23 protein-coding genes and 1 tRNA gene are annotated in these 26,038 nt (G+C 66.0%); 15 read left to right on the top strand and 9 right to left on the bottom strand.

Features of this window, described 5'->3' with window-relative positions; all coding sequences use genetic code 11:
* Positions 1 to 47: 47 nt before the first annotated feature.
* Complete coding sequence (locus tag GPA27_RS10895) at positions 48 to 419, top strand: RNA-binding S4 domain-containing protein (protein ID WP_169140397.1); 372 nt, start codon at positions 48 to 50, stop codon at positions 417 to 419.
* A 30-nt stretch (positions 420 to 449) separates the two neighbouring features.
* Here the strand turns inward: GPA27_RS10895 and tilS are convergent, their stop codons facing one another.
* Positions 450 to 1,784 carry a tRNA lysidine(34) synthetase TilS gene (gene tilS / locus GPA27_RS10890; RefSeq protein WP_211164934.1) on the bottom strand — a complete coding sequence of 445 codons (1,335 nt, stop codon included), beginning with the start codon at positions 1,782 to 1,784 and terminating at the stop codon, positions 450 to 452.
* Positions 1,753 to 2,721: an acetyl-CoA carboxylase carboxyltransferase subunit alpha gene (locus GPA27_RS10885; RefSeq protein ID WP_169140352.1), complete on the bottom strand. Its 969-nt coding sequence runs from the start codon at positions 2,719 to 2,721 to the stop codon at positions 1,753 to 1,755. Before GPA27_RS10885 ends, tilS begins: the two co-directional genes overlap by 32 nt.
* A gap of 448 nt (positions 2,722 to 3,169) precedes the next feature.
* Between GPA27_RS10885 and GPA27_RS10880 the strand changes: the two genes are divergently transcribed.
* The gene (locus GPA27_RS10880; RefSeq protein WP_169140350.1) at positions 3,170 to 4,504 is read left to right on the top strand and encodes a hemolysin family protein; all 1,335 of its coding nucleotides are present in this window, start codon (positions 3,170 to 3,172) and stop codon (positions 4,502 to 4,504) included.
* 48 nt (positions 4,505 to 4,552) lie between these two features.
* A complete protein-coding gene (locus GPA27_RS10875) occupies positions 4,553 to 7,255 on the top strand; it encodes a cation-translocating P-type ATPase (protein WP_169140348.1) in 2,703 nt (900 codons plus the stop codon).
* Positions 7,256 to 7,333: 78 nt separating this feature from the next.
* Here the strand turns inward: GPA27_RS10875 and GPA27_RS10870 are convergent, their stop codons facing one another.
* From GPA27_RS10870 to GPA27_RS10860, 3 genes are all read right to left on the bottom strand, one after another.
* A complete protein-coding gene (locus GPA27_RS10870; protein ID WP_169140346.1) occupies positions 7,334 to 7,999 on the bottom strand; it encodes a Bax inhibitor-1/YccA family protein in 666 nt (221 codons plus the stop codon).
* Between the two features lie 41 nt (positions 8,000 to 8,040).
* Positions 8,041 to 8,388, bottom strand: a complete 348-nt coding sequence (locus tag GPA27_RS10865) for an HPF/RaiA family ribosome-associated protein (RefSeq protein WP_169140344.1) — start codon at positions 8,386 to 8,388, stop codon at positions 8,041 to 8,043.
* Positions 8,389 to 8,706: 318 nt separating this feature from the next.
* Positions 8,707 to 8,791 (bottom strand) — tRNA-Leu (locus tag GPA27_RS10860).
* A 48-nt stretch (positions 8,792 to 8,839) separates the two neighbouring features.
* On the opposite strand from GPA27_RS10860, the gene queA reads away from it, so the two are divergent.
* The 6 genes from queA (at position 8,840) to GPA27_RS10830 (ending at position 14,998) form a co-directional block, all read left to right on the top strand.
* Complete coding sequence (gene queA / locus GPA27_RS10855; RefSeq protein WP_169140342.1) at positions 8,840 to 9,877, top strand: tRNA preQ1(34) S-adenosylmethionine ribosyltransferase-isomerase QueA; 1,038 nt, start codon at positions 8,840 to 8,842, stop codon at positions 9,875 to 9,877.
* Positions 9,867 to 10,979: a tRNA guanosine(34) transglycosylase Tgt gene (gene tgt, locus GPA27_RS10850; RefSeq protein ID WP_169140340.1), complete on the top strand. Its 1,113-nt coding sequence runs from the start codon at positions 9,867 to 9,869 to the stop codon at positions 10,977 to 10,979. The genes queA and tgt overlap by 11 nt, the downstream gene beginning before the upstream one ends.
* A gap of 143 nt (positions 10,980 to 11,122) precedes the next feature.
* Entirely contained in the window at positions 11,123 to 11,449 is a 327-nt protein-coding gene (yajC, locus tag GPA27_RS10845; RefSeq protein WP_169140338.1) for a preprotein translocase subunit YajC, read from the top strand.
* 81 nt (positions 11,450 to 11,530) lie between these two features.
* A complete protein-coding gene (gene secD / locus GPA27_RS10840; protein WP_169140336.1) occupies positions 11,531 to 13,390 on the top strand; it encodes a protein translocase subunit SecD in 1,860 nt (619 codons plus the stop codon).
* A 38-nt stretch (positions 13,391 to 13,428) separates the two neighbouring features.
* On the top strand, positions 13,429 to 14,358 hold the full coding sequence (gene secF, locus GPA27_RS10835) for a protein translocase subunit SecF (RefSeq protein WP_169140334.1): 930 nt from the start codon (positions 13,429 to 13,431) through the stop codon (positions 14,356 to 14,358).
* A gap of 19 nt (positions 14,359 to 14,377) precedes the next feature.
* A complete protein-coding gene (locus GPA27_RS10830; protein ID WP_169140332.1) occupies positions 14,378 to 14,998 on the top strand; it encodes a MarC family protein in 621 nt (206 codons plus the stop codon).
* A gap of 54 nt (positions 14,999 to 15,052) precedes the next feature.
* On the opposite strand, the gene GPA27_RS10825 is transcribed toward GPA27_RS10830, so the two are convergent.
* On the bottom strand, positions 15,053 to 15,370 hold the full coding sequence (locus GPA27_RS10825; protein ID WP_169140330.1) for a DUF2322 family protein: 318 nt from the start codon (positions 15,368 to 15,370) through the stop codon (positions 15,053 to 15,055).
* Between the two features lie 90 nt (positions 15,371 to 15,460).
* Positions 15,461 to 16,828, bottom strand: coding sequence for an adenylosuccinate lyase (gene purB / locus GPA27_RS10820; RefSeq protein ID WP_169140328.1), 1,368 nt, complete (start codon positions 16,826 to 16,828; stop codon positions 15,461 to 15,463).
* A gap of 107 nt (positions 16,829 to 16,935) precedes the next feature.
* On the opposite strand from purB, the gene apaG reads away from it, so the two are divergent.
* A complete protein-coding gene (gene apaG / locus GPA27_RS10815) occupies positions 16,936 to 17,319 on the top strand; it encodes a Co2+/Mg2+ efflux facilitator ApaG/CorD (RefSeq protein WP_169140326.1) in 384 nt (127 codons plus the stop codon).
* Between the two features lie 9 nt (positions 17,320 to 17,328).
* Here apaG and GPA27_RS10810 read toward each other — a convergent pair whose 3' ends face one another.
* Together GPA27_RS10810 and GPA27_RS10805 are read right to left on the bottom strand one after the other, a co-directional pair.
* Complete coding sequence (locus tag GPA27_RS10810; RefSeq protein WP_256222896.1) at positions 17,329 to 18,924, bottom strand: hybrid sensor histidine kinase/response regulator; 1,596 nt, start codon at positions 18,922 to 18,924, stop codon at positions 17,329 to 17,331.
* A gap of 292 nt (positions 18,925 to 19,216) precedes the next feature.
* The gene (locus tag GPA27_RS10805) at positions 19,217 to 20,824 is read right to left on the bottom strand and encodes a PAS domain-containing sensor histidine kinase (RefSeq protein WP_169140322.1); all 1,608 of its coding nucleotides are present in this window, start codon (positions 20,822 to 20,824) and stop codon (positions 19,217 to 19,219) included.
* Positions 20,825 to 20,975: 151 nt separating this feature from the next.
* Between GPA27_RS10805 and GPA27_RS10800 the strand changes: the two genes are divergently transcribed.
* From GPA27_RS10800 to GPA27_RS10780, 5 genes are all read left to right on the top strand, one after another.
* Positions 20,976 to 21,590 (top strand): response regulator transcription factor, encoded by a 615-nt coding sequence (locus tag GPA27_RS10800; protein ID WP_169140320.1) that lies wholly within the window; start codon positions 20,976 to 20,978, stop codon positions 21,588 to 21,590.
* Between the two features lie 186 nt (positions 21,591 to 21,776).
* Positions 21,777 to 22,145, top strand: coding sequence for a response regulator (locus GPA27_RS10795; RefSeq protein ID WP_169140318.1), 369 nt, complete (start codon positions 21,777 to 21,779; stop codon positions 22,143 to 22,145).
* A 13-nt stretch (positions 22,146 to 22,158) separates the two neighbouring features.
* Entirely contained in the window at positions 22,159 to 23,457 is a 1,299-nt protein-coding gene (locus GPA27_RS29360; protein ID WP_169140316.1) for a methyl-accepting chemotaxis protein, read from the top strand.
* 10 nt (positions 23,458 to 23,467) lie between these two features.
* Complete coding sequence (locus GPA27_RS10785) at positions 23,468 to 23,788, top strand: STAS domain-containing protein (RefSeq protein ID WP_246261034.1); 321 nt, start codon at positions 23,468 to 23,470, stop codon at positions 23,786 to 23,788.
* A 17-nt stretch (positions 23,789 to 23,805) separates the two neighbouring features.
* Positions 23,806 to 26,007: a chemotaxis protein CheA gene (locus GPA27_RS10780; RefSeq protein ID WP_169140314.1), complete on the top strand. Its 2,202-nt coding sequence runs from the start codon at positions 23,806 to 23,808 to the stop codon at positions 26,005 to 26,007.
* Positions 26,008 to 26,038: the final 31 nt, after the last annotated feature.

The raw sequence follows: 26,038 nt of genomic DNA, 5'->3' as shown, positions 1-26,038 counted from the left end.
CCGTGCCGCACCCCGATCACGCCTCCGACCGCCACGCCGCCGCGCGCATGCGCATCGACAAGTGGCTCTGGGCCGCGCGCTTCTTCAAGACCCGCTCGCTCGCCAACCAGGCCATCGAGGGCGGCCACGTCAGGCTCAACGGCCAGGCGGTCAAGCCCGCCCGCGAACTGCGCGTCGGCGACAGCCTCGACATCGTCGCCGGCGGCACGCAATGGACCGTCATCGTGCGCGGCCTCAACGAACAGCGCCGCCCCGCCGTCGAGGCGCAGCAGCTGTACGAGGAAACGCCCGACAGCGTCGCCCGCCGCGCGGCCGAAAGGGAAGAACGGCGCCTTGCCCCGGCGCCCGGCAGCGACCTGCGCGGTCGCCCGACCAAAAAGGCCCGCCGCCAGCTGCGCGGCTTCAACGAGGGTTTCTGAACACGCGACGACGCCGGCGGACGTCGGCCTTCAGCGCCGCCACAGCGGCACGACACCCGGCTCGCCCGGCGCGCAGCGGAACTCCGCCGCGACGCCGATCTCCCCGATCCACGCCGCTGCGCCGTCCACCCTCAGCACCGGCAGACCGTCGCGCAGCCACGCCGGGATCCCCGCCTCCTGGCACAGGTTCTTGAAACTGCGGCGCGGCCGGCCGACGCCTTCGCGCAACGCGAGCCCTGCCCAGCGCGGGCCCAGCACCACTTCCCGGGCACGATCGAGAACCGCCCGGCTCAAGCCCTCGCCGACCGCCCCCGCAAGGACCACCCTGCCCGCGCCCCACGGCAACTCCGCCTCGCCGTGCCACACAGTCGCCTCGGGGACCGCCCTCCCGCCCTCCGGCTCCAGCCACAGCCGGCCACGATAGGTACAGCACACCACCGCCCCCAGCGGCAGTCGCAGCGCCTGCTCCGGCGCAGCCCGCAACTGGCGTACCGCCTCGACCAGCCGCGCCCGCGCCGGCGCCTCCAGCCCCAGCGCACGGATGCGCCAGCGCAGCAGGTTGCGCACGCGCTCGTCGGACAGCAGCAACAGTTTCGCGCGCTCCAGCATCGTCCCGCCGCAGGCCGCATCGTCGAGCCGCGCCAGATCCCCGAGCAGGCCGTCCGCCTCGCGGAACTGCGCGCCCGCACGCGCCAGCACCGGCACCGCAGCGGGAAAGGCCTCCTCCAGCACGGGCATCACGCGGTGACGCAGCAGGTTGCGCACATAACGCTCGTCGGTGTTGCTCTCGTCCTCGACCCACGTCAGCCCGCGCTCGCGCGCGTAGGCGACGATCTGCGCGCGCCGCAGGCCCAGCAGCGGCCGCAGCCGCCCCGGCGCTCCCGGCTCCACTTCCGCCATCGCCCCCGCTCCGCGCACACCGGTCCCCCGCAGCAGGCGGAACAGCAGCGTCTCGGCCTGATCGTCCTGATGATGCCCGAAGGCCAACCAGTCGCACGGAACGCGGGAAAGCGCGGCGTGGCGCGCGGCCCGGGCGGCAGCCTCCGGACCTGCCGGATCGTCGCGCCGGACCTGCACTCGAAAGGAATGGAATGCGACGCCGAGGGCGTCGCACGACGCGCGGCAGGCCTCCAGCCACGCGTCGGCCTTGGGACTCAGGCCATGGTGGACATGCGCGGCCGCGAGCGTGAAGCCGCCGCGCCCGCGCAGCCGCGCCAGGATGTGCAGCAGCACGGTCGAATCGACCCCGCCGCTCAGCGCCACGCACAGGGCCTCGCCCGGCGCGATGCCGGCCGCCGCCAGCACGGCAGCGACGGCCTCTTCCGCGAGCGGATCAGGCGGCGTTCTGTTCCTTGTAGCGGCCATAACTCATCAGTCGCTCGAAACGCTTCTCGACGAGTTCGGCCGGCGACAGGTCCGCGACCTGGCGCAGCGCATCCTGCAGCGCCCGCTTGAGCGACTGCGACATCGCACGATAGTCGCGGTGTGCGCCGCCCACCGGCTCATTGACGACGCGGTCGATCAATCCCAGCGACTTCAGGCGCGCGGCCGTGATGCCCATCGTCTCGGCCGCTTCGGGAGCCTTCTCGGCACTCTTCCACAGGATCGACGCGCAGCCTTCCGGCGAGATCACCGAATACGTCGAATACTGCAGCATCATCACCTGGTCGCCGACGGCGATCGCCAGCGCGCCGCCCGACCCGCCCTCGCCGATCACCGTGGCGATGATCGGCACCTTGAGCTCGGCCATCACGAAAAGGTTGCGGCCGATCGCCTCGGACTGGCCGCGCTCCTCCGCGCCGATGCCCGGGTACGCGCCCGGCGTGTCGACGAAGGTGAACACCGGGATGCCAAACTTCTCCGCCAGGCGCATCAGGCGCAGCGCCTTGCGATACCCCTCGGGGCGTGGCATGCCGAAGTTGCGCAGAATCTTTTCCTTCGTGTCGCGCCCTTTCTGGTGGCCGATCACGACGCAGCTCTGCCCGTTGAAACGCGCCAACCCGCCAACGATCGCCTTGTCGTCGGCGAACGCGCGGTCGCCGTGCAGCTCCTGAAAATCGGTGAAGATGTGACGGGCATAGTCCAGCGTGTAGGGACGCTGCGGATGGCGCGCCACCTGCGCGATCTGCCAAGGCGTAAGCTTGGCGTACAGGTCCTTCGTGAGCGATTCGCTCTTGGCTTCGAGGCGAGAGATTTCCTCGGAGATATCCACCGCCGAGTCGTCCTGCACGAATCGCAGCTTCTCGATCTTCTCTTCGAGATCGGCAATCGGCTGTTCGAAATCCAGAAAGGTGGTCTTCATCCGACCCGTTCCAAGTAACCAAAACGCGCCATTGTAACGCTTCGTACGCCCGCATCGCAGTGCGGCCTTCACCCGGATGCGTGACAGCGACCGCGCCACTGATGCATCATGCTGAAATCCAGCACAAAGGAAGGAGTAGCGGGGTCTGCACGAACCCCGCGCTATGGGTAGTCGAATTTTGCTTCACCCACGCCGCAGGCCCCGCCTGGCGAGCCCTCCGGGCACATGCGCCCGCACCTCGCCCGGTCGATGGTGTCCGGCGCTCCCCGACATCCGACCCGCCCGGGCACATCGATTGCCCGCATGCCTTGCGCACCGCGGGCATCCCTTCCCGACGGCGACGCGATCGCCCCGCGCCATCTCGGCTCCCCACCAGTCGGTTCTCCGCACACGCACACCGTGCGTGCCGGCACGCATCGCGCGCCCCTGTCCTGCATAGCCCGCGAAAATGGAAATCATCCTTCTCGTCGCCCTGATCCTGCTCAATGGGGTCTTCGCCATGTCCGAGATCGCCCTCGTCACCGCACGCCGCGCACGCCTCACTCGCCTTGCCGAGGACGGCGACGCCGCTGCGGTCGTCGCGATCAAGCTCGGCGAGGAGCCGACGCGCTTCTTGTCGACGATCCAGATCGGCATCACCTCGATCGGCATCCTCAACGGCATCGTCGGCGAAGCCGCCCTCGCCGCGCCGCTCGCGATGTGGCTGCAGGAGCTCGGCCTCGCGCAGCGCCCGAGCGAAATCGGCGCGACCGTACTGGTCGTCGTCGTGATCACCTACGTCTCCATCGTGGTTGGCGAACTCGTCCCGAAGCGCATCGGACAGATCAACCCGGAAGGGATCGCGCGCCTCGTCGCCCGGCCGATGAACGCGCTCGCCGTCGCATCGCGCCCTTTCGTGCGCCTGCTGAGCTGGTCCACGGCGCTGCTGCTCACGCTGATGGGCAAACGTGACGAGGCCGCACCCGGCGTCACGGAAGAAGAGATCCACGCCCTGCTCGAGGAAGGCTCGGAAGCCGGCGTCATCGAAAAGAACGAGCACGAGATGGTGCGCAACGTCTTCCGCCTCGACGAACGCCAGATCGCCTCGCTCATGGTCCCGCGCTCCGACGTCGTGTGGCTGGACATCACCCTGCCGCTCGACGACAACCTCGCGCGCATGGCCGAATCCGAGCACTCGCGCTTCCCCGTGTGCCGCGGCGGCCTCGACGACATCCTCGGCATCATCTCGTCGAAGCAACTCTTCAACCAGACGCTCAAGGGCGGCGCGCCCGACCTCACGAAACATCTCGAACCCGCGATCTACGTCCCCGAATCGCTCACCGGCATGGAACTGCTCGACCAGTTCCGCGCCTCCAGCACCCACATGGTGTTCGTGATCGACGAGTACGGCGAGATCCAGGGCGTGGTCACGCTGCAGGACGTGCTCGAAGCCGTCACCGGCGAATTCCGCCCGTCCAGCCTCGACGAGGCTTGGGCCATCCAGCGGGAGGACGGCTCGTGGCTGCTCGACGGCATGATCCCGGTCCCCGAACTCAAGGACCGCCTCGAGATCAAGTCCGTCCCCGAAGAGGACAAGGGCCGCTACCACACGCTCAGCGGCATGGTCATGTGGCTGCTCGGCCGCATTCCGCACACCGGCGACGTCACGACCTGGGAAGACTGGCGGCTCGAAGTCGTCGACCTCGACGGCAAGCGCATCGACAAGGTGCTCGCGACGCGCCTGGTCGAGATATCGGCCGAGCAGGAAGCCCCCACGCAGGCCGATACGCCGCCTGCCGATTGACGGCCGCGCGGCAGTCGCCGCGCCGCCCTGCGCAAGGACAGTCCGGCGATGAACTCCGTAACACCCTGGCACACCCGGTGGCACACTCTCGGCCGGACCGCCACGGCGGCGGCCCTCGAAGTCGATCCTGCACAGGGACTCGCCAGCGCCGACGCTGCCGAGCGCCTCGCGCGCATCGGTGAAAACCGCCTCGCCGAGACGCCGCCCCGCCCCGCCTGGCTCAAGTTCCTCGACCAGTTCCGCAGCTTTCTCATCATCGTACTGATCTTCGCGGCGGCACTCGCCTGGGCGATCGGCGAACTCAAGGACGCGCTCGTCATCCTCGTGGTCGTCGTGCTGAACGCCAGCCTCGGCTTCTGGCAGGAACACCGCGCCGAACGCACGCTCTCGGCGCTCAGGGACATGCTCGCCGCCCAAGCTCGCGTGCGTCGCGACCACAGGCAGATGGAAGTCGACGCGACGAGTCTCGTGCCCGGAGACGTCGTGCTGCTCGAAGCGGGCGACCGCGTGCCCGCCGACGGCCGCCTGCTCGTCGCACACAACCTGGAGGTCGACGAAGCGGCGCTGACCGGGGAATCCCAGGCCGTCGGCAAGATCACCGACACGCTTGACACGCCCGAACTCGCCCTCGGCGACCGCGTGAACATGCTCTACATGAACACGGTGGTCACCCGCGGCCGCGCCGAGATGCTGGTCGTCACGACCGGCATGGCGACCGAGATGGGCAGCCTCGCCGGCATGATCGCAAGCACGACCCACAGCGAGACCCCGCTGCAGCGCCAACTCGACGTGCTCGGCAAGCGCCTCGCGCTGATCGCCGGCATCGTCGTCGCGGTGATCTTCGCGCTGGATGCCGCGCGCGGACTGCCGTGGATCCAGGCGACGATGACCGCCGTCGCCCTCGCCGTCGCGGCGATTCCCGAAGGCCTGCCGGCGGTCGTCACCGTCACGCTCGCCATCGGCATGTGGCGCATGGCACAGAACGGCGCGATCCTGAAGAAGCTCGCCGCGGTAGAGACCTTGGGCTCGACGACGGTCATTTGCTCGGACAAGACCGGCACCCTCACCCTCAACCAGATGACCGCACGTGCCGGCTGGTTCGCCGGCTGCCGTTTCACCGTGGACGGCGAGGGCTATCACGCGAGCGGCCGCATCTGCGGCGAAGGACTCGCGGACCTGCGTCCCTTGGTCCTGCCGATGGCGTTGTGCTCCGACTCCAACGTACATGAGGGCGCTCTGGTCGGCGACCCCACCGAAGGCGCGCTGTGGGTGCTGGCGCAGAAAGGAGGCATCGATCCGCTCGCCGAACGCGAACGCTTACCGCGCATCGCCGAGATCCCCTTCGACTCCGCGCACAAGTTCATGGCGACCTTCCACCACCGCGGCGATTGCGTGGAAATGTGCATCAAGGGCGCCCCCGACGTGCTGCTCGGCCGCTCGTCAGCCTGGCACTCCGGCGCACGGCGAGATGACAGCGCAGCTGCAAGCGAGCACCCCCTCGACGACGGCGTGCGCGCCACCATCGCCGCGGAAAACGAGCATCTCGCCAGCCAAGCACTACGCGTGCTCGCGGTCGCTCGACGGCAGATCCCCGCGCGGGATTTCGACCCCGCCGGCGACCTGTGGGCATGGGCGCAAGACTGGACCTTCGTCGGGATCGCCGGTCTCATGGATCCGCCGCGCGCCGAAGCCGCGGCTGCGATCCGGCGCTGCGGCCAAGCGGGCATCCGCGTCAAGATGATCACCGGCGACCACAAGGCCACCGCCGCCGCGATCGGGCGCGAACTGGGCCTGCAGGGCGACGTCGCGAGCGGCGCGGAACTCGACGCGATGGATGACGCGATGCTCGCCCGTCGCATCGATTCGATCGCGGTCTTCGCCCGCGTGTCGCCGGCGCACAAGGTGCGCATCGTCAAGGCGCTGAAGGCCGAGGGGCACGTCGTCGCGATGACCGGCGACGGCGTGAACGACGCCCCCGCGCTCAAGGCCGCCGACATCGGCATCGCGATGGGCATCACCGGCACCGCGGTCACGCGCGAAGCGGCGACGATGGTGCTCACGGACGACAACTTCGCGACCATCGTGCGCGCCGTCGAAGAAGGCCGTGTGATCTTCGACAACATCGTCAAGTTCGTGCGCTTCCAGCTGTCGACCAACATCGGCGCCATCCTCACCGTGCTCGCGGCGACGCTCGCCGGCCTGCCCTCGCCCTTCACCGCGATCCAGCTGCTGTGGATCAACATCATCATGGACGGGCCGCCGGCGATGACACTCGGCGTCGAACCCGCACGCCCCGGCATCATGCGCGCCCCGCCGCGCCCCCAGGCAGCCCACATACTCACCCTGCACCGGCTCAGCCGCCTCGCCCTGTATGGCGCCACGATGATGGTCGGCACGCTGTGGCTGTTCCACGCCGCGCTCGACATGCACGGCGAGCAATACGCGCTCACGCTGGCCTTCACGACCTTCGTCCTGTTCCAGTTCTTCAACGTGTTCAATGCCCGTCGCGAATACGGCAGCGCCTTCAACCGCCAGTTCTGGCGCAATGGCAAGCTGTGGCTCGCCCTCGGCGGCGTCCTCGCGCTACAGGCCGTGGTCGTCAACTGGCCGCCCGCGCAAACCATCTTCGGCACTGTCGCGCTGTCGGGGGCGGACTGGCTGCGCTCGGCCCTCGTCGCATCCAGCGTGCTGCTCCTCGACGAGGCCCGCAAGCTCCTGATGCGCATGCTGAAAAAGGCGCCTGCGGCATGAGCCGGTCGCAAACGCAAACGGGGCGACCCGCAGGCCGCCCCGTTCCGCTTGCCGGCGCCCTCGTCGGGCGCCACGGCCTCAGTCGTCGTTCATGACCCCCAGCAGGTGCAGCAGGCTGGTGAAGAGGTTATAAATCGACACATACAGCGTCACGGTCGCCATCACGTAGTTCGTCTCGCCGCCGTGGATGATGTTGCTGGTCTCGAACAGGATCAGCCCCGACATCAGCAGCACGAACATCGCCGACACCGCCAGCGACAGGCCCGGCATCTCGAAAAACACCGCGCCGAGGCCGGCGAGGAAGGCGACGAGGATGCCAACGGTCAGGAAACCGCCCATGAACGAGAAGTCCTTGCGCGTCGTCACCGCGTACGCCGACAGACCGAGGAAGATCGCCGCCGTGCCGCCCATCGCCTGCATCACGATCTGGTGACCGTTGGGCAGCGCCAGGTATTTCGACACGATCGGACCCAGCGTGTAGCCCATGAAGCCGGTCAGCGCGAACACGAACAGCACGCCCAGCCCGCTGTCGCGGAACTTGGTGGTCAGGAACAGCAGGCCGAAGTAGCCCACCAGCGTGATGATCAGCCCCGGATGCGGCAGGCCGAGCGCCATCGAAAGCCCCGCGGTCGCCGCCGAGAAGGCCAGCGTCATCGACAGGAGCATGTAGGTGTTGCGGATGACCCGGTTGGTCGAGAGGACCGAAGCCTCCGAGCGGGTCATTGTTGCGATGCGGTTTTCCATCGAGCGTTTACCTCCGTTGTTCGAATTTTGGGTGAAATCCATCAGGCCCCGGCCGGCACTGCTTCCGGCAGGAACTCGCGCACGATGCGGCGCTGGCGTTCGAGCCGGCGGGCCAGTACCTGCGCTACGCGGTCGGCCGCGCGGTCGATCGCCGAACGTGCCTCGACTTCGGTGATCGCGAAGATCACGTCGGGCAGGTTGCGCAGGCGTAGTTGTACCACGCAACGCTTGTCCACGCCGCCCCGCGGCCCATTCACGTCCGCCACCTTGATCCGCGCCCATTTGATCTGATCGCGGAAGCGGCCGATTGCGAATTTCATCCGCCGTGCGACGTATTCACGCAGACCGGCAGGGGGTTCGACACCGTTACATTGCAGATCGATTCGCATTGCACCATTTCCTTCGTAATGAGCCGGCACGCCGGCACGCAGAAGAAGTATGGGCGCACGAACACTTCCAAAAAATAAGATCAAAAATGAACGACGTTCAGTTTTTTCAGAACTTGAAATTGCCAGCCCTCGCTGCTTCCGGCGCGTTGCAGCGCCGCGCGGCCCGGGATAACTCCACGGCTGCGCCTCGGCGGGCTCAGCCTCACCGCGAGAATGTCGGACTGGATCGGACAGGCAGGGAGCCGCGCAGCGGACAATCGCCCCCCGCGAACTCTGCTAGAATCCGCGACCTTGCTGCGCTCTCCGCTGGAGAAAGACTGGTGCCGGGAGTGGGACTCGAACCCACACACCTTGCGGCGGCGGATTTTGAATCCGCTGCGTCTACCGATTCCGCCATCCCGGCCCGGGAAGCGCCGCATTATCCATGAAAGCCCCAGCCAGCGGCAAGCGCATGTCTCTTACTCTTGACGATTTCGACTACCTGCTCCCTCCCGAACAGATCGCCCAGGCACCGCTCGCGGAACGCTGTGCGAGCCGTCTGCTCGTCCTTTCCGGCGGCGAACTGGCCGACCGCGGCTTCTGCGACCTGCCCTCGCTCGTCGAACCCGGCGACCTGCTCGTGTTCAACGACACGCGCGTGATCCATGCCCGGCTTTACGGGACCAAGGAGACCGGCGGACAGGTTGAAGTGCTGATCGAGCGAGCGATCGGACCGCATGAAGCGCTCGCCCAGGTGCGCGCGAGCAAGTCGCCGCGTGCGGGGGCGCGCCTGCGCCTGGCCGACGCCTTCGACGTCACGGTGCTCGGCCGCGCCGGAGAGTTCTTCCATCTGCGCTTCCCCGAAGGCGAAGATATCCATACGCTGCTGGAAAGGCACGGCAAGCTGCCCCTGCCCCCCTACATCGACCGCGCCGCGGACGACCATGACGAGTCGCGCTATCAGACCGTCTATGCGCGCGAACCGGGCTCTGTCGCGGCACCGACGGCCGGCCTGCACTTCGACCAGCAGATGCTCGCCGACCTCGCCCGCCAGGGTGTGAACGGCGCCTGGGTCACGCTGCACGTCGGCGCCGGCACATTCCAGCCGGTGCGCGTCAACGACCTCGGCGAGCACCACATGCACCGCGAGCGCTACGTAATCCCGCAGGAAACGGTCGACGCGATCGCGCGGACGAAGGCCGCAGGCAAGCGGGTCATCGCCGTCGGCACCACCAGCCTGCGCGCGCTGGAAGGCGCCGCACAGGACGGCGAACTCGCGGCCGGCGTGGGCGAGACGGAACTCTTCATCCTCCCCGGCTACCGCTTTCGCGTCGCCGATGCCCTGATCACCAACTTCCACCTGCCGAAGTCGACCCTGCTGATGCTCGTGTCCGCCTTCGCCGGCATGGATCCCATCCGTCGCGCCTACGCCCACGCGGTGCGCGAAGCTTACCGATTCTTCAGTTACGGGGATGCCATGTTCATCACCCGCCGCAACGATGCAATTTGACCTGATCACGCAGGACGGCGCCGCCCGCCGCGGCCGTCTCACCCTCGCCCACGGCGTCGTCGAAACCCCGGTCTTCATGCCGGTCGGCACATACGGCACGGTCAAGGCGATGACACCCGCCGCGCTCGACGACATCGGTGCGCAGATCTGCCTCGGCAACACCTTCCACCTGTGGCTGCGGCCCGGCCTCGAGGTCGTGGCCGCGCACGGCGGCCTGCACGGCTTCATGGGCTGGGACAAGCCCATCCTCACCGACTCGGGCGGTTTCCAGGTGTTCAGCCTCGGCGCGTTGCGCAAGATCAGTGAGGAGGGCGTTAAGTTCGCATCCCCGATCGACGGCGCGAAGCTCTTTCTCACACCCGAGATCTCGATGCAGATCCAGCACACGCTGAACTCGGACATCGTGATGATTTTCGACGAATGCACGCCCTATCCCGCGACGCGCGACGAGGCGGCGAAGTCGATGCGCCTGTCGCAGCGCTGGGCGCAGCGGTCGCGCGACGAGTTCGACAAACTGGGCAACGCCAACGCACTGTTCGGCATCGTCCAGGGCGGCATGTACGAAGACCTGCGCGACGAGTCGCTCGCTGCACTCGAGGACATCGGCTTCCACGGCTACGCGATCGGCGGCCTGTCGGTCGGCGAGCCCAAGGAAGATATGGAGCGTATCCTCGCCCACACCGCCCCGCGCCTGCCGCAGCACAAGCCGCGCTACCTGATGGGGGTCGGCACCCCCGAGGACATCGTTGCGGGCGTCGCCGCCGGCATCGACATGTTCGATTGCGTGATGCCGACGCGCAATGCGCGCAACGGCTGGCTGTTCACGCGCTTCGGCGACATCAAGATCAAGAACGCGATCCACAAGCAGGACACCCGCCCGCTCGACCCGTCCTGTGACTGCTACACCTGCCGCAACTTCAGCCGCGCCTACCTGCACCACCTACACCGCGCCGGCGAAATCCTCGGCAGCATGCTCAACACGATCCACAACCTGCGCTACTACCAGACCCTCACGGCCGAACTGCGCGCGGCGATCGCCGCCGGCGAGTTCGCTGCCTACCTCGGGCGCTTCCGCAGCGAACGCAACACGGGCACGCAGTGAGCGCCCGGGCGCGGCACCTGCCGCGCCGCCTGTTTGACCGCGGATCGCAACTAGTGCACCGGATCGCCCTTTCCGGTTGCCACAGGCGCGCCAAGGCCTGCTGCTATAATCGGCCGCTTTAAGCAACCACCGGAGTCTCACCCGTGTTCATTTCCAACGCATACGCCCAGGCTGCTGCCGGCGGCGACCCCACCGGCGGCCTGATGGGCATGCTGCCGCTGATCCTGATGTTCATCGTCCTGTGGTTCCTGATGATCCGTCCGCAGATGAAGCGGGCGAAGGAACACAAGGCGATGGTCTCCGCACTCGCGAAGGGCGACGAGGTCGTCACTCAGGGCGGCATCGCCGGCCGCGTGACCCAGGTCGGCGACAGCTACCTGCGCATCGAAATCGCGGACAACGTCAACATCCTCGTGCAGAACCAGGCCGTCGCCACCGTGCTGCCGAAGGGCACGCTGAAGACCCTGTAAGGTCGCGCGTCATGCGCCGGCCGAGCCGGCGCTGCGCAACCGCGACTTTCCGTCGCCTCCTCTTTCCAGTCCATCCAAGTCATGAACCGCTATCCGCTCTGGAAGAACATCCTCATCGGTCTGGTCCTGTTCCTCGGCCTGATCTACACCCTTCCCAACTTCTACGGCGAAGTGCCCGCCGTCCAGGTCTCCAGCGGAAAAGCCACGCTCAAGCTCGACGCCTCCCTCAACGGCACGATCGAGCAGACGCTGCGGGATGCCGGGATCGAGTACACCGGGCTGTTCATCGACGCCAACAGCATCCGCGTGCGCGTGCCCAGCACCGACGCGCAGCTGCGCGCGAAGGACGCGATCGAGAAGCGCCTGAACCCCGACCCGCGCGACCCGTCCTACGTCGTTGCGCTGAACCTGCTGTCCGCCTCGCCGAACTGGCTCACCGCGATCAACGCGCTGCCGATGTACCTCGGCCTCGACCTGCGCGGCGGAGTCCATTTCCTGCTCCAGGTGGACATGCCCGGCGCGATCACCAAGCGCCTCGACGCGACCGCGGCCGACCTGCGCACCCTGATGCGCGACAAGAACGTGCGCCACGCCGGCATCACGCGTGAAGGCAACAACGTGCTGCTGCGCTTCCGTGACGCCGCACAGCGCGACGCGGCGCGCAAGGCAATCTCCGCCAGCACCGCGGACCTGCAGCTCACCGACCGCGAAGATGCAGCCGACGACCTGAAGCTCGTCGCGACGCTGAGCCAGAACGCACAGAAGAACATCCGCGACTTCGCGATCAAGCAGAACATCACCACGCTGCACAACCGTATCAACGAGCTCGGTGTCGCCGAACCGGTGATCCAGCAGCAAGGCCTCGACCGCATCGTCGTGCAGCTGCCCGGCGTGCAGGACGTCGCCAAGGCCAAGGACATCCTCGGCCGCACCGCGACGCTCGAGGTCCGCCTCGTCGACGAGACGCCGGGTGCGCTCGAAGGCGCCCTTGCGGGCAGCGTGCCGCTGGGTACGGAGCTCTACAACGAACGCGGCGGCTCGCCCATCCTGGTGCGCAACCAGGTCGTGCTCACCGGCGACCGTCTCACCGACGCGCAGCCGGGCTTCGACGGCCAGACCAACGAACCCGCGGTGCATCTGACGCTGGATGCCGCCGGCAGCCGCATCTTCCGCGACGTCACGCGCGAGAACGTCGGCAAGCGCATGGCGATCCTGCTGATCGAGAAGGGCAAGGGCGAGGTCGTGACCGCGCCGGTGATCCGCACCGAGATCGGTGGCGGACGCGTGCAGATCTCCGGCCGCATGACGACCCAGGAAGCGAACGACGTCGCACTGCTGCTGCGCGCCGGCAGCCTCGCCGCTCCGATGGACATCATCGAGGAACGCACCGTCGGCCCGAGCCTCGGCGCCGAAAACATCGAGAAGGGCTTCCACTCGACGCTGTGGGGCTTCGTCGCGATTGCGATCTTCATGAGCGTCTATTACGCGCTGTTCGGCCTGGTCTCGGTGATCGCACTCGCGGCCAACCTGCTGTTGCTCGTCGCCTTGCTGTCGCTGCTGCAGGCGACGCTGACGCTGCCCGGCATCGCGGCGATGGCGCTGACGCTGGGCATGGCGATCGACGCGAACGTGCTGATCAACGAGCGCATCCGCGAGGAACTGCGCAATGGCGTCTCGCCGCAGGCCGCGATCCATGCCGGCTACGAGCGCGCTTTCGACACGATTCTCGACTCCAACGTCACGACGCTGATCGCCGGCATCGCCCTGCTGGTGTTCGGTTCCGGGCCGGTGCGTGGTTTCGCGGTCGTGCATTGTCTGGGCATCCTGACCTCGATGTTCAGTGCCATCCTGATCTCGCGCATGCTCGTGAACTTCATCTACGGCCGCCGCCGCAAGCTCGAATCGCTGTCGATCGGGCAGATCTGGAAGCCGGGCAACTGAACGCCGCGCACGCACAAGGCTGAATACAGGGCTGAATCATGGAATTTTTCCGCATCAAGAAAGACATCCCGTTCATGCGCCATGCGCTGACGTTCAACATCATCTCGTTGATCACGTTCGTGCTGGCGGTGTTCTTCCTCGCAACGCGCGGCCTGCACCTGTCGGTGGAATTCACCGGCGGCACGCTAGTCGAGGTCGCCTACGCCGAGGCCCCGCAACTGGAACCGATCCGCAAAGCGCTCGCCACCAGCGGCTACCCGGACGCCCAGGTGCAGAACTTCGGCAGCGCGCGCGACGTGCTGATCCGCCTGCCGAACCGCGACGATCTCGACACCACCAAGGTGTCCGAGCGCACGATGGCGACGCTGCAGTCCGTGGGCGGCGCACCGGAACTGCGGCGCGTCGAATTCGTCGGCCCGCAGGTCGGCAAGGAACTCGCCTCGGACGGCGCGATGGCGCTGCTGCTGGTGATCTTCGGCATCGTCGTGTACCTCGCGATGCGCTTCGAGTGGCGCTTCGCGGTGTCCGCGATCATCGCCAACCTGCACGACGTCGTGATCATCCTGGGCTTCTTCGCCTTCTTCCAGTGGGAATTCTCCCTGCCGGTGCTGGCAGCGGTGCTCGCGGTGCTCGGCTACTCGGTCAACGAGTCGGTCGTCGTGTTCGACCGCGTGCGCGAGACCTTCAAGAAGAAGCGCGGCATGACGACGCCGGAAGTGCTCGACCACGCGATCACGTCGACGATCTCGCGTACCGTCATCACCCACGGCAGCACGCAGATGATGGTGCTGGCGATGCTGCTCTTCGGCGGCGAGACCCTGCACTACTTCGCGATGGCGCTGACCATCGGCATCCTCTTCGGCATCTACTCCTCGGTGCTGGTCGCGAGCCCGCTCGTGATGTGGCTGGGCGTTTCGCGCGAACAGTTCATGAAGCCGAAGAAGGAAAAGGAAGAGGCGGTCGTCTGACCCCCGTTCCACCGCGGCGATGAACGAGTTCCTGCAGGCCTTCGTCAGCCTTCTGGCGATCACGAACCCGATCATCGCCGCGCCGATGTTCCTCGGCATCGTCGCCGGCATGCCCGCCGCGGCGCGGCGCCGCGCTGCCGGCCAGGCCGCGATGGCCGTGCTGGCGATCCTCGCCGGCGCAGCGATCGGCGGACGCTACATCCTCGAACTCTTCGGCATCTCGCTCGATGCCTTCCGCACCGCCGGCGGCCTCGTCATCATCCTCGTCGGCCTCGACATGCTGCGCGGCAGTCCCAGCGGCATCCAGCGCGACGAGGCTTCGCCCGAGGACGCCGAGGACCGCATCGTCGTCCCCTTCGCGATGCCGCTGATTGCCGGTCCGGGCGCGATCACGACCGCGATCACGCTGTCGGTCGCCTACCCATCCCGCCTCTACCTCCCGGTCGTCGCACTGCTCGCGTCGGTTGCGACCGCGGCGGTGCTGTGGGCGACGCTGCGCCTCGCGCTCGTGCGCCAGCGCCTCGCCACGCCGCGCGTCGAACGCATCTTCACCCGCTTCATGGGCCTGATCCTGGTCGCCATTGGCTTCCAGATCGGCATGCTGGGCATTCGCGACTTCTTCGGTCTGGGCGGCGCCTGAAGCGCGCGGGCACGCCCAAGGCGCTCCAGCTTGCCGCTGTCTGCCGGAGTCCGCTCAGACCGCAAACACCTGCTTCACGCGCAGCACCTCGCCGCGCTCGATGATTCCGATCAGCCGGTCGATGTTCGGATGCCTGCCCGGATTCAGGCGCGCGTCCTCGGTGTGCTCCGCGTACAGTTCCAGCCCCTTCTTCGCCGCCTCGGCACTGATCGAACCGTAGAGCTGCGCGAGGTGGTTGTACACCGCCAGCGAACCGGCCTGACCGGGCTTGTTCTCGATCGTCGCGACGACCGCGCCTTCGGCGTCGAGGAGGTTGAGCGCCGCAAGGTGCGACACCTTGGGCAACTGCTTGAGATTGTCGGCAAACGCCATTCCTGGCTTCCTTTCCGTTATTGCAATGGAAACGCCACCCGCAGGTGGGGTTCGTCGTCAGGGACCGTGCCGGCCGCGGCCGGCCGACGCTCAGATGCGCTTCGCGAGCTCCGCCGCCTTACCCGCGTAGCTCGCAGGCGTCATGGCGAGCAGGCGCTGACGGTCGCCTTCCGGGATCGCCAGCGTGCGGATGAAGTCCTGCAGCGCCTCGCGCGTGATGCCCTTGCCGCGCGTCATCGCCTTCAACTGCTCATACGGGTTCTCGATGCCGAAACGGCGCATCACCGTCTGCACCGGTTCCGCGAGGACCTCCCAGGCGCCGTCGAGATCGGCCGCGAGACGCGCCGGATCGGCTTCCAGCTTGTTCAGCCCGCGCAGGCAGGAATCGAGCGCCAGCACCGTGTGGCCGAAGCCCACGCCCATGTTGCGCAGCACCGTCGAGTCGGTGAGGTCGCGCTGCATGCGCGAAACCGGAAGTTTTTCGGTGAAGTGGCGCAACACGCCGTTGGCGATGCCGAGGTTGCCCTCGGCGTTCTCGAAGTCGATCGGATTGACCTTGTGCGGCATCGTCGACGAGCCGACCTCGCCCTCCTTCAGCTTCTGCTTGAAGTAACCGAACGAGATGTACATCCAGATGTCGCGGCAGGCGTCGATCAGGATCGTGTTGGTGCGCGCGATCGCATCGAAGAGCTCCGCCATCGCGTCGTGCGGCTCGATCTGGATCGTGTAGGGGTTGAATTCCAGCCCCAGCGATTCGATGAAACGGCGGTTGAAGCCTTCCCAGTCGAATTCCGGCCAGGCCGACAGGTGCGCGTTGTAGTTGCCGACCGCGCCGTTGAACTTCGCCGTCAGCGACACCGCGGCGATCGCGGCGCGCGTGCGGAGCAGGCGCGCCGCAATATTGGCCATCTCCTTGCCCAACGTCGTCGGACTTGCCGGCTGGCCATGCGTGCGCGAGAGCATCGGCAGGTCGGCGTGCAGGTGCGCGAGCGCGCGGAAGCGCGCGATCACCTGGTCGAGCGCGGGCAGCAGCACCGCGTCGCGGCCTTCGCGCAGCATCAGCGCGTGCGAGGTGTTGTTGATGTCTTCGGAAGTGCAGGCGAAGTGGATGAACTCCGACACCTTGGTGACTTCGGCGTTGTGGCCCAGGCGCTCCTTGAGCCAGTATTCCATCGCCTTCACGTCATGGTTGGTGGTCGCCTCGATGGCTTTTACCGCGGCGCTGTCGGCCGGGGAGAATGTTGCGACGACGCCGTCGAGCTCCGCCACCGTCGTCGCCGAGAACGGCGCGATCTCGGCCAGCCCGGGCTCGCCCGCCAGCGCCTTGAGCCATTCGATCTCGACGCGCACGCGATTACGGATCAGACCATGCTCGGAGAAATGCTCGCGCAGGCCCGCGACCTTTTCATGGTAACGGCCGTCGAGCGGGGAAAGAGCGGTCAGGGGTGATACGGACATGGCGGAGTTTCCGGACAAAAGTGCTATTTTAACCTCCTGCGCCGCCCTCGAGTGTTCGACGATCCCGAGCGCCCCGGGCAATGGCGCCTACCTGAGAGACTCCGTCAATGAGCGAATCGGAAAAATACCGGATCAAGGTTACCGCGGCGGCGGAATACGTACCGGGCCAGTCTGCGCCGGAGGAAGACCGCTACGTGTTCGCCTACCACATCACGATCAGCAACGTCGGCACCGTCGGGGCACAACTCCTCAGCCGCCACTGGATCATCACGGATGGCGCTGGAAAAGTGCAGGAGGTGCGCGGCCAGGGGGTGATCGGCGAACAGCCGGCGCTCGCCCCCGGCGAGCAGTTCAGCTATTCGAGCGGCTCGGTGCTCGAAACGCCGGTCGGCACGATGCAGGGCAGCTACCAGATGGTCGCAGCGGACGGACACCGCTTCGACGCCGAGATTCCGGCCTTCGTGCTGGCGATGCCGCGCGTGCTGCACTGAGGTCCGGCACTACGCGGTCGCCCCCTCCTGGAGCAGCCGCACCGGCAGCACGACCTGCACGGCGGTGCCCTTGCCGGGCTCGGATTCAACGCGGACGTGGCCGTCGTACAGGTGGGTCATCGTGTGCACGACGGCCAACCCCATGCCGGTACCCTGACCGACATCCTTGGTCGTGAAGAACGGCTCGAACAGTTTCTCGCGGTGCTCGGGCGCGATCCCTACTCCTACGTCCGTCACCGTGATCGCCACATAACTCCCCCTGAACTCGTGACCACAGGAGTCGCAACGCTGCGTGCCCTCGAAGGACGCGCGGCGGGCCGTCAGGCGAATCGTGCCGATGCCGGCGATCGCGTCGCGCGCATTGATCAGCAGGTTCATCATGATCTGATGGAGATGCGCCGGATCGACGGAGAGCCGCGGCAGGTCGGGGTCGATTTCGGCAACCACCGCAAGCGTATCCGGCAGGGTCGCGCGCAGCAGGCCCACCGCCTCACGGCCGATCACGGCAAGTTCGGAACTCCCCGGCTGCACCGCGCCGCCGCGGCGGAAACTCAGGAGTTGCTGGATCAGTTCCCGCGCACGCTGGCCGGCCGAGCGGATCTCCTCGACGTACTTCAGCACGCGCGCCTGCCCGCCGTCCTGTTTGAGCTGCGTGGCCGCGAGCTGCGAGTAGCCGAGGATGGCAGCGAGGACGTTATTGAAATCGTGCGCGATGCCGCCCGCCAGGGTGGCAACGAGTTCCATGCGCTCGAGCCGCGCGACGCGCTCGAACAGCTCATGGCGTCGGCGTTCGTCCTCGCGCAGCTGCGTGATGTCTTCCTTCAGCGCGACGAAATGACGGACCTCGCCGCGCTCGTCCCGCACCGGCGACACGGATACCGCCTCGCGGATCAACCGACCGTCGCGGCTGCGATTCGACATCTCGCCGCGCCAGGTCTCTCCGGCGAGAATCGTGCGCCACAGGCTTGCGTACTCCTCGTGCGTCGTTTCGCCGGACTTGAAAATGCTCGGCCGCGCCCCGATCAGCTCGTCCTCGGTATAACCGTAGGCCTTGCAGCAGGCGGGATTCACGTATTCGATGCGCCCGTCCTTATCCGTAATAAGGACCGAGCAGCCGGACTGCGCGATCGCTTCGGCAAGGGTCCGGTTGCGCACCTCGCTCGCCCGTAGCGCATCCTCCGCACGCTTGATGGGCGTGATGTCCGCGAAACTGGTGATCACGGACGTGATCCGGCCCGTCGTATCGGCAATCGGCTGACTGTTAACCTGGATCCACACCGCTTCGCGCCCGGAATGGGCAATGCCCATGACAACGCCGCGCTGGGGCTGTCCGGTACGGAGCGTGACCATTGCCGGATGGCGCTCGGGCGGACACGGCGAGCCGTCCTCGTGTAGAAAGGCGACAGGGAGTGTCGCGGCAGTCTGCCCTTCCAGCTCCCCGGCCGAAAGCCCGTATATCTGTTGCGCCGTGCGGTTGCAGGCGATGATTCGCCCGGCGCCGTCGCGCACGACGACACCTTCGAGCATCACATCAAACAGGGGGGACAGATCGTCCTGCCCCCTCGTCTGTAGCAGGAACCGCAACTCGTCGGCCATCGCGCGCATTATCGGTCTGGAAATTCGATTATACGTTCCGCATACGATCACATCCACTCGAATTTCAGCGACACAATCCACACCGCCCCAACGCGCCTGACACGCCGAATCGCTTCCTTGGCAGGCCTCTATCAAGAGACGACCGGAGATCCGGGCAACGGTCGACATCGCGAAGGCAACGTCACCGCACGAGGTCAGTTCGGTGCGGGCACCCGACTGCTACGCGGCGCGACTACCGCCCCCTCGGAGCCAGAACGCGTCGCGTGCGCACGACCACACTCCGTGCGCCCTGCGAGGAAGCCTAAGCGCCCAGGGCCGTCGGACTGTCTATGCCGGGAACCTGCGTCAGGACGACGGGCAGCAGCACCTCCACGCGAGTACCGCCCCCGGGCTCCGACTCGATCCGGACATGCCCGTCGTAGAGATGCGTCATGCCATGTACGACGGGCAGGCCCATTCCGGTACCACGCCCCGGCTCCTTCGTCGTGAAAAAGGGTTCGAACAGGCGCGATCGGTTCGACAGGGGAATGCCGCAACCGTTGTCAGAGACAGACAGAACGATGAATTCGCCGTCGAACTCGCGGCGACACGACGCACAGACCGGGCAATCGGCAGCGAGCACCCTGCGCGCGCCGACACGGATCGTGCCGCGCCCATTGACTGCATCGCGCGCATTGACGAGGAGATTCATGATGATCTGGTATACGTGCGCCGGATCCACTGACAGGGCGGGCAGGTCGCGCTCGATCTCGTCGATCACCGCCACGGAGTCGGGCAATGTCGCGCGCAGCAGGCCGACCGCTTCGCGACCGACCGACTCGAGTTGCGTCAGTCTCGGCTGTGCGGTACCGCTGCGACTGAAATCCAGAAGTTGCTGGATGAGCCCACGCGCGCGATTGCCTGCGATGCGGATTTCGTCGATATAGCCCTCGACGCGGGGCAGGCGGCCATCGACCTTCAGATGCGCGTCGGCCAGCTCCGAATAGCCGAGGATCGCAACCAGGACGTTGTTGAAATCGTGGGCAATTCCACTCGACAAGGTAGCGACGAGTTCCATGCGCTCGAGCCGTGCGACACGTTCGAACAACTCGTGGCGCCGCCGCTCTTCGGCGCGCATTTGGGTAATGTCTTCCTTGACGGCAACAAAATGACGCACGACGCCCGCCTCGTCACGGAGCGGCGCAACGGAAACAGACTCGCGGATGAGGCAGCCGTCACGGCTGCGGTTCGACAATTCGCCGCACCACACCCTTCCCGCCAGTATCGTCTGCCACAGTTCGGCATAGACCTCGGCAGATGTTTCACCGGACTTGAAGATGCTCGGCTTTGCGCCGAGCAGCTCCTCCTCCGCATACCCGTACGCCCTGCAGCACGCCGGATTGACATATTCGATGCGACCGTGGCGATCGGTTACGACAACAGCGCAGCCCGCCTGCGCGATCGCCGCAGCGAGCGTGCGATTGTGCGCCTCGGCTGCGCGCAATGCCGCCTGCGCGCTCTTCATCGGCGTGATATCCGCAAATGTCTCGACAACGCCCACGAGCGCTCCGTCGGTGTCACGCAGAGGCTGGCTGTTCAGGTTGATCCAGCAGATCTCCCCAGCGGCACGCACGACACCGAGCACGACTCCGTGCAAGGCTTCGCCACTGGACAAGGTCAGGTTGGCCGGGTGCTCATCGAGCCGAAGGATGGAATCATCCTCCCGGAGATAGTCGGGCATCGGAGCCAGCAAGCCTCCGGCGAGAAGATCGCCCGACGGCAACCCGAGGATGCGGCGGGCCATGCGATTGCAGCCGACGACCCGACCATGCGCATCTCGCACGACGACTCCTTCGAGCATCGCGTCGAACAGGGGCGCTAGGCTGATCGCAGGATTGCCGTCGCCCAATGCCTGCAGCACTTCAATCATTCGTCTCGATCCTTAACGGCGACGTCCGGGCCGATGTCCGCATGACTGGAGCTTAAGGCCTCGCTACTAATAATCCATACGGAAAAGCCACCGGATCTACGGATTTCTACTTAGACCGGGTAAAATATTCTTTTACAAATCAGTCAAATGCATGCCCGCAAATATACCCCACGCTTCCATATACATCGTCGACGATGACGATCAGGTACGGCGCTTCCTCGAGGAGGTGTTCAGAAGCGTTGGCATGCAGGTTTTCGCTTATGCGACGGGCGAGGCCTTTCTCCGCGATTGGCACCCGAGCCCCCCCTCCTGCGTGCTGCTCGATCTGCGCATGCCGCACATGGGTGGCACCGAGGTGCACGACGTGCTTCGCACACGCCACCCCCATGTACCGGTGATCTTCGTCACGGGAAATGCCGACGTACCGACCGCCGTCAGCGCAATGCGGTTCGGTGCCTTCGACTTCATCGAGAAGCCCTTCAACATCCAGCATCTGATCGAGCGCGCGCAGGACGCGCTGCGCCACAGCAGCCAGCACCCGGCCGAGCGTCCTCATGGCATTGCCTGGATGGACACGCTGACCCCGCGCGAACGCGAAATACTGAACGGCATCGTTGCCGGTCATCGCAACAAGGCGATCGCCATCGACCTCGGAATCAGCGAGCGCACGGTGGAAACGCATCGTGCCAATATCATGCAGAAGTCGGGGGCACATTCGGTCGCCGAGCTCGTTGCGATCGTGCTTGCCCGTCCCGCCGCCCGCTGAACCTACGCTTCCGTCCTGCATACACCGGCGAGTCCGATGCGTACTTGTACCGAACTCAACGGGAAGTCCCGATTGGCATAGGCAACCCGTCGGAATACGGTTAACCCCGTAAGTCCAGCTGATGCCAATTGCACGTCGCAGCGAGCCCAATCGCATATGCGGCGCAGGGAAATGGGAAGCGCAAATATGTCCAAGACAGTCTTTCTTGTTGACGACTCGGCAACGATCCTGCTGAGCATCTCGGGCATCCTGACAAAGGCGGGTTTTGCAGTCGAAAAGGCGGCCAGCGCGGAGGAGGCATTGAAGAAATTCGGCGCCTCGGTGCGTGCCGACCTGCTCATCACTGACCTCAACATGCCCGGGATGAACGGCATCGAACTGATCCGCGAGGTGCGCAAGCTGCCCGCGTACAAATTCATGCCGATCCTGTTCCTCACCACCGAATCACAGCAGAGCCGCAAGATGGAAGCCAAGGCAGCAGGGGCTTCCGGCTGGATCGTGAAGCCGGCGACCGCCGACGAACTGCTCAACACGATCAAGCTCGTGATCAAGTAAGAAGGAGCCGGCCATGAGTGCGCACAGCCCTCTCGGCGAACGTTACCGGGTCTATCGCAAGCGGTCGCTGGTCGCCGGGATCGCGTCCGTGGTGACGATCGCCCTGCTGCATTTCCTCATGCATGACTGGTACCACGAGGCCCTCGGCATCTCCGACCGGACTCTCGACACCGCGGCTGTCGCCGTTGTCGTCGTCATCTTCACTGCGATGCAGCGCGCACTGTCGTCCGGTCTTTACCAGGACACCTGCTTCGGCTTGGAACCAGACCTGAAGGACGAGAACCTCCATTGCCCGTCCAGCAGGGCATGCAGGCGCATTGCGGTGCCGGAGCTGCGCGAAATTCCGACCTACACGCAGGTGCTGTCACGGCATCTGGTCAGCGTCACCGAACAGACGGAGACGGCTGCTTGCGAGCTGACGATGCGCCTGCAGACCATCGACGAGGTGGTTTCCGAACTCAACCGTTTCGTAGCCAACGAGGCCGCCGAGTCGGAATCGATGTCCGAACAGTCCGCACACCAGATCGACGAGAACCGTGATCTGATCGCGCGTCTCGAAGCGTTCATTCAGAGCCGAATCGAGGAAGCGCGACTGGACGAGGAACGCGCCGCGGCCGCGGTGCGCGAGACCCGCTCGCTGCAATCGCTGGTGGAGCTGATCAAGCACATCGCCGGGCAAACCAATCTGCTCGCCTTGAACGCCGCCATCGAGGCAGCGCGGGCGGGCGAATCGGGACGCGGCTTTGCGGTGGTGGCGGACGAGGTGCGCAAGCTCTCGCAGGAAACCGAGGCGGCGGTCAGGAAGATCAACGACGGCATCATCTCGGTCGCGGCATCGATCGAAGGCCAGTACCGCGACAAGGCCGCCAACAGCCACATCGGCGAGGAACAGGACAGCCTGCACCGCTTTGCCGAGCAACTCAGTTCGCTGGGCGAGTCGTATGCGCACCTGAACGAACGGGAGCGGAGCACCCTCGGCACCATTACCGCGAGCAGCAGCCGCCTGTCCGAAATGTTCGTCCACGCGATGGCCAGCGTCCAGTTCCAGGACGTAACGCGGCAGCAGATCGAGCATGTGATCAAGGCACTGCAACGTCTGGACGCGCACACCGAAGCGCTCGCGGACGTGCTCGAGCGTGGCGAGGATGCGTCAAGCGAGGACTCTGTGGTGCCGCTATCGACGCAGCTCGCGGAGATCTTCGACAGCTACGTGATGAACCAGCAGCGCCACACGCACGACGCCGCGATGCGGGGCGGGAACGCGCCGGCAGCTGTCGCGAGCGCCTCGGCTGGCAATGTGGAACTCTTCTGACGGAAGCGCCATGACTACCGAAACAGCGACACCGATGCCCGGCCGGCCTTCACGAATCATGCTCGATACGGACATGACGATCTATCGCGCCAGCGAACACAAGGACGCGCTGCTGCATGCCCTCGGCGAAACCGAGAACCTCGAGATCGACCTGTCCGCGGTCGGCGACATCGACACCGCCGGCCTGCAGTTGTTGATCCTGCTGAAACGCGAAGCCCGCGCCAGCGGCAAACAACTGGCCCTCAGCGGTCACAGCGCTGCCGTGCGGCAAGCGATCGATTTCTGCAACCTCGCGGCCGCGTTTGGCGACCCGATGGTGATTCCGGCCTGAGCGCGGGGACTTACGACATGGACGAACTCACCAGCACTTTTGTCACCGAAAGCCGCGACATGCTCGCGGAGATGGAGGCAGGCCTGCTGCGCCTGGAACAAGCCCCCGACGACGGCGACAACCTCAACGGCATATTCCGCGCCGCACACACGATCAAGGGCGGTTCGGGCGTCATCGAATGCCATTTCATCGAAAACTTCACGCACCAGGTGGAGAACCTCCTCGATCTGTTGCGCAACGGCCGCATTCCCGTCACGGGCGAACTGGCGACGCTGCTGCTATCGTGCTGCGATCAGCTCGGTGCCCTCCTCGACACCCTTGCAAGCGGACAGGCGGAACCATTGGCAGAGGTGCTCTCCCGCGGTGACGAATTGACCGCGGCGCTGCGGCGATGTGTGCCGCCCGACGAAGCGACGGAGGAAGGTGGCGTGCCGGCCGAACGCCCGCCGGAAGTCCGCAGTTGCGGCGGTGGCGTGGTTTCCACCGACGGCTGGCACATCTCGGTGCGCTTCGGCGAGAACGTATTGCGTGGCGGCATGGATCCGCTGTCCTTCCTGCGCTACCTGGGCACGCTGGGCGAAATCCTGTCGCTCGAAACGATCAGCGATGCAATCCCACCTGCCGAGCAGATGGACCCCGAATCGTGCTATCTCGGCTTCGAGATCCGTCTCCAGACCCGCGCCAGCAAGGCCGAGATCGAACACGTGTTCGAATTCGTGCGCGACGACTGCAGCCTGCGCATCCTGCCGCCCCGATCGAAGGTGCAGGACTACATCCAGCTGATCAACGAATTGCCCGAGGACACGATGCGCCTGGGCGAAATGCTGCTGCGTTGCGGAGCCCTGACACCGGCGGAGCTCGATGCGGGCCTCGCCGCACAGCAGCCCCCTGCTCTGCCCGCAGCCGAGGGAGAGTTCGACGATGCGCAGGCGCTGCCAGCTCCGCCCATCGGCGAAGTGCTCGTCGAACAGCAGGTCGTGCATCGCGAGGTCGTCGAGGCCGCAGCCTCGCGTCAGGCCGCCGTAAGCGAGAAGAAGGCGATCGAGTCGCGCATGGTTCGCGTGCAGGCCGACAAGCTCGACCAGTTGATCGACCTCGTCGGCGAACTCGTGATCGCGGGTGCGAGTGCGAACCTCCTCGCACAGAAGAGCGGACAGGTCGAACTCGTGGAGAGCACGTCGGTGCTGTCCCGCCTTGTCGAGAACATCCGCGATGCGGCACTGCAACTGCGCATGGTTCAGATCGGCGAAACCTTCAACCGCTTCAACCGGGTCGTGCGCGACGCCTCGCGCGAGCTCGGCAAAGACATCGCGCTGGTGGTGACCGGGGCCGAGACCGAACTCGACAAGTCGGTCGTGGAAAAGCTGGGCGATCCGCTCATGCACCTCGTGCGCAATGCGATCGACCACGGCATCGAACCGGCGGCGGTGCGACTCGCTCGCGGCAAGAGCAAGAAAGGCAGGGTGGGGCTGAATGCCTATCATGATTCGGGTTCGATCGTCATCGAGGTAAGCGACGACGGTAGCGGGCTCTCGCGCGAGCGCATTCGCCACAAGGCGATCGAGAAAGGGCTGATCGACGAGTCGATGCCTCTTGGCGACGACGAACTCATCAACCTGATCTTCGAAGCCGGATTTTCGACCGCCGAAAAGGTCACGAACATTTCCGGACGCGGCGTCGGCATGGATGTCGTACGCCGCAATATCCAGGCGCTGCGTGGCACGATCACGGTCTCAACGCGCGACGGCGAGGGCTCGACCTTCACGATCCGCCTGCCGCTGACGCTGGCAATCATCGATGGTTTCCTCACCAGCGTCGATAAATCCTCCTACGTGATCCCGCTCGACTCCGTCGTCGAGTGCATCGAACTCGGCGCAGAGCGGCTGGACCGCAACTACCTCAACCTGCGCGGCGAAGTGCTGCCCTTCGTCAATCTGCGCGAACTGTTCGAAATCGACGGCGAGCCCCCGTCCCGCCGCAGCGTAGTCGTGGTGCAGTACGCCGGCAGCAAGGTCGGCATCGTCATCGACAAGCTGCACGGGGAGTTCCAGACCGTCATCAAACCGCTCGGCGCCCTCTTCCGTCACCTGCGCGGGATCGGGGGGTCGACCATCCTCGGCTCGGGCGACGTGGCACTGATCCTCGACGTGCCGGCCTTGGTCGACATCGCGTCGCGGCGCGAGCGAAGCGTCTGTCTCACCACCTCCGCCGTCCGTTAAGCGGAACGGATCGACCGCAATAATCACTCAT

Origin of the sequence: Aromatoleum toluolicum (assembly GCF_012911005.2) — a bacterium.
GTDB lineage: Bacteria > Pseudomonadota > Gammaproteobacteria > Burkholderiales > Rhodocyclaceae > Aromatoleum > Aromatoleum toluolicum.
This window is presented reverse-complemented; position numbering and strand designations above follow the sequence as displayed.

What these genes read in the sequence shown, in the direction of transcription:
- GPA27_RS10895 (WP_169140397.1), top strand. Translation starts at nt 48, where the DNA reads ATGCGCATCGACAAGTGGCTCTGGGCCGCGCGCTTCTTCAAGACCCGC.
- tilS (WP_211164934.1), bottom strand. Translation starts at nt 1,784, where the DNA reads ATGGCCGCTACAAGGAACAGAACGCCGCCTGATCCGCTCGCGGAAGAG.
- GPA27_RS10885 (WP_169140352.1), bottom strand. Translation starts at nt 2,721, where the DNA reads ATGAAGACCACCTTTCTGGATTTCGAACAGCCGATTGCCGATCTCGAA.
- GPA27_RS10880 (WP_169140350.1), top strand. Translation starts at nt 3,170, where the DNA reads ATGGAAATCATCCTTCTCGTCGCCCTGATCCTGCTCAATGGGGTCTTC.
- GPA27_RS10875 (WP_169140348.1), top strand. Translation starts at nt 4,553, where the DNA reads ATGAACTCCGTAACACCCTGGCACACCCGGTGGCACACTCTCGGCCGG.
- GPA27_RS10870 (WP_169140346.1), bottom strand. Translation starts at nt 7,999, where the DNA reads ATGGAAAACCGCATCGCAACAATGACCCGCTCGGAGGCTTCGGTCCTC.
- GPA27_RS10865 (WP_169140344.1), bottom strand. Translation starts at nt 8,388, where the DNA reads ATGCGAATCGATCTGCAATGTAACGGTGTCGAACCCCCTGCCGGTCTG.
- queA (WP_169140342.1), top strand. Translation starts at nt 8,840, where the DNA reads ATGTCTCTTACTCTTGACGATTTCGACTACCTGCTCCCTCCCGAACAG.
- tgt (WP_169140340.1), top strand. Translation starts at nt 9,867, where the DNA reads ATGCAATTTGACCTGATCACGCAGGACGGCGCCGCCCGCCGCGGCCGT.
- secD (WP_169140336.1), top strand. Translation starts at nt 11,531, where the DNA reads ATGAACCGCTATCCGCTCTGGAAGAACATCCTCATCGGTCTGGTCCTG.
- secF (WP_169140334.1), top strand. Translation starts at nt 13,429, where the DNA reads ATGGAATTTTTCCGCATCAAGAAAGACATCCCGTTCATGCGCCATGCG.
- GPA27_RS10830 (WP_169140332.1), top strand. Translation starts at nt 14,378, where the DNA reads ATGAACGAGTTCCTGCAGGCCTTCGTCAGCCTTCTGGCGATCACGAAC.
- GPA27_RS10825 (WP_169140330.1), bottom strand. Translation starts at nt 15,370, where the DNA reads ATGGCGTTTGCCGACAATCTCAAGCAGTTGCCCAAGGTGTCGCACCTT.
- purB (WP_169140328.1), bottom strand. Translation starts at nt 16,828, where the DNA reads ATGTCCGTATCACCCCTGACCGCTCTTTCCCCGCTCGACGGCCGTTAC.
- apaG (WP_169140326.1), top strand. Translation starts at nt 16,936, where the DNA reads ATGAGCGAATCGGAAAAATACCGGATCAAGGTTACCGCGGCGGCGGAA.
- GPA27_RS10810 (WP_256222896.1), bottom strand. Translation starts at nt 18,924, where the DNA reads ATGCGCGCGATGGCCGACGAGTTGCGGTTCCTGCTACAGACGAGGGGG.
- GPA27_RS10805 (WP_169140322.1), bottom strand. Translation starts at nt 20,824, where the DNA reads ATGATTGAAGTGCTGCAGGCATTGGGCGACGGCAATCCTGCGATCAGC.
- GPA27_RS10800 (WP_169140320.1), top strand. Translation starts at nt 20,976, where the DNA reads ATGCCCGCAAATATACCCCACGCTTCCATATACATCGTCGACGATGAC.
- GPA27_RS10795 (WP_169140318.1), top strand. Translation starts at nt 21,777, where the DNA reads ATGTCCAAGACAGTCTTTCTTGTTGACGACTCGGCAACGATCCTGCTG.
- GPA27_RS29360 (WP_169140316.1), top strand. Translation starts at nt 22,159, where the DNA reads ATGAGTGCGCACAGCCCTCTCGGCGAACGTTACCGGGTCTATCGCAAG.
- GPA27_RS10785 (WP_246261034.1), top strand. Translation starts at nt 23,468, where the DNA reads ATGACTACCGAAACAGCGACACCGATGCCCGGCCGGCCTTCACGAATC.
- GPA27_RS10780 (WP_169140314.1), top strand. Translation starts at nt 23,806, where the DNA reads ATGGACGAACTCACCAGCACTTTTGTCACCGAAAGCCGCGACATGCTC.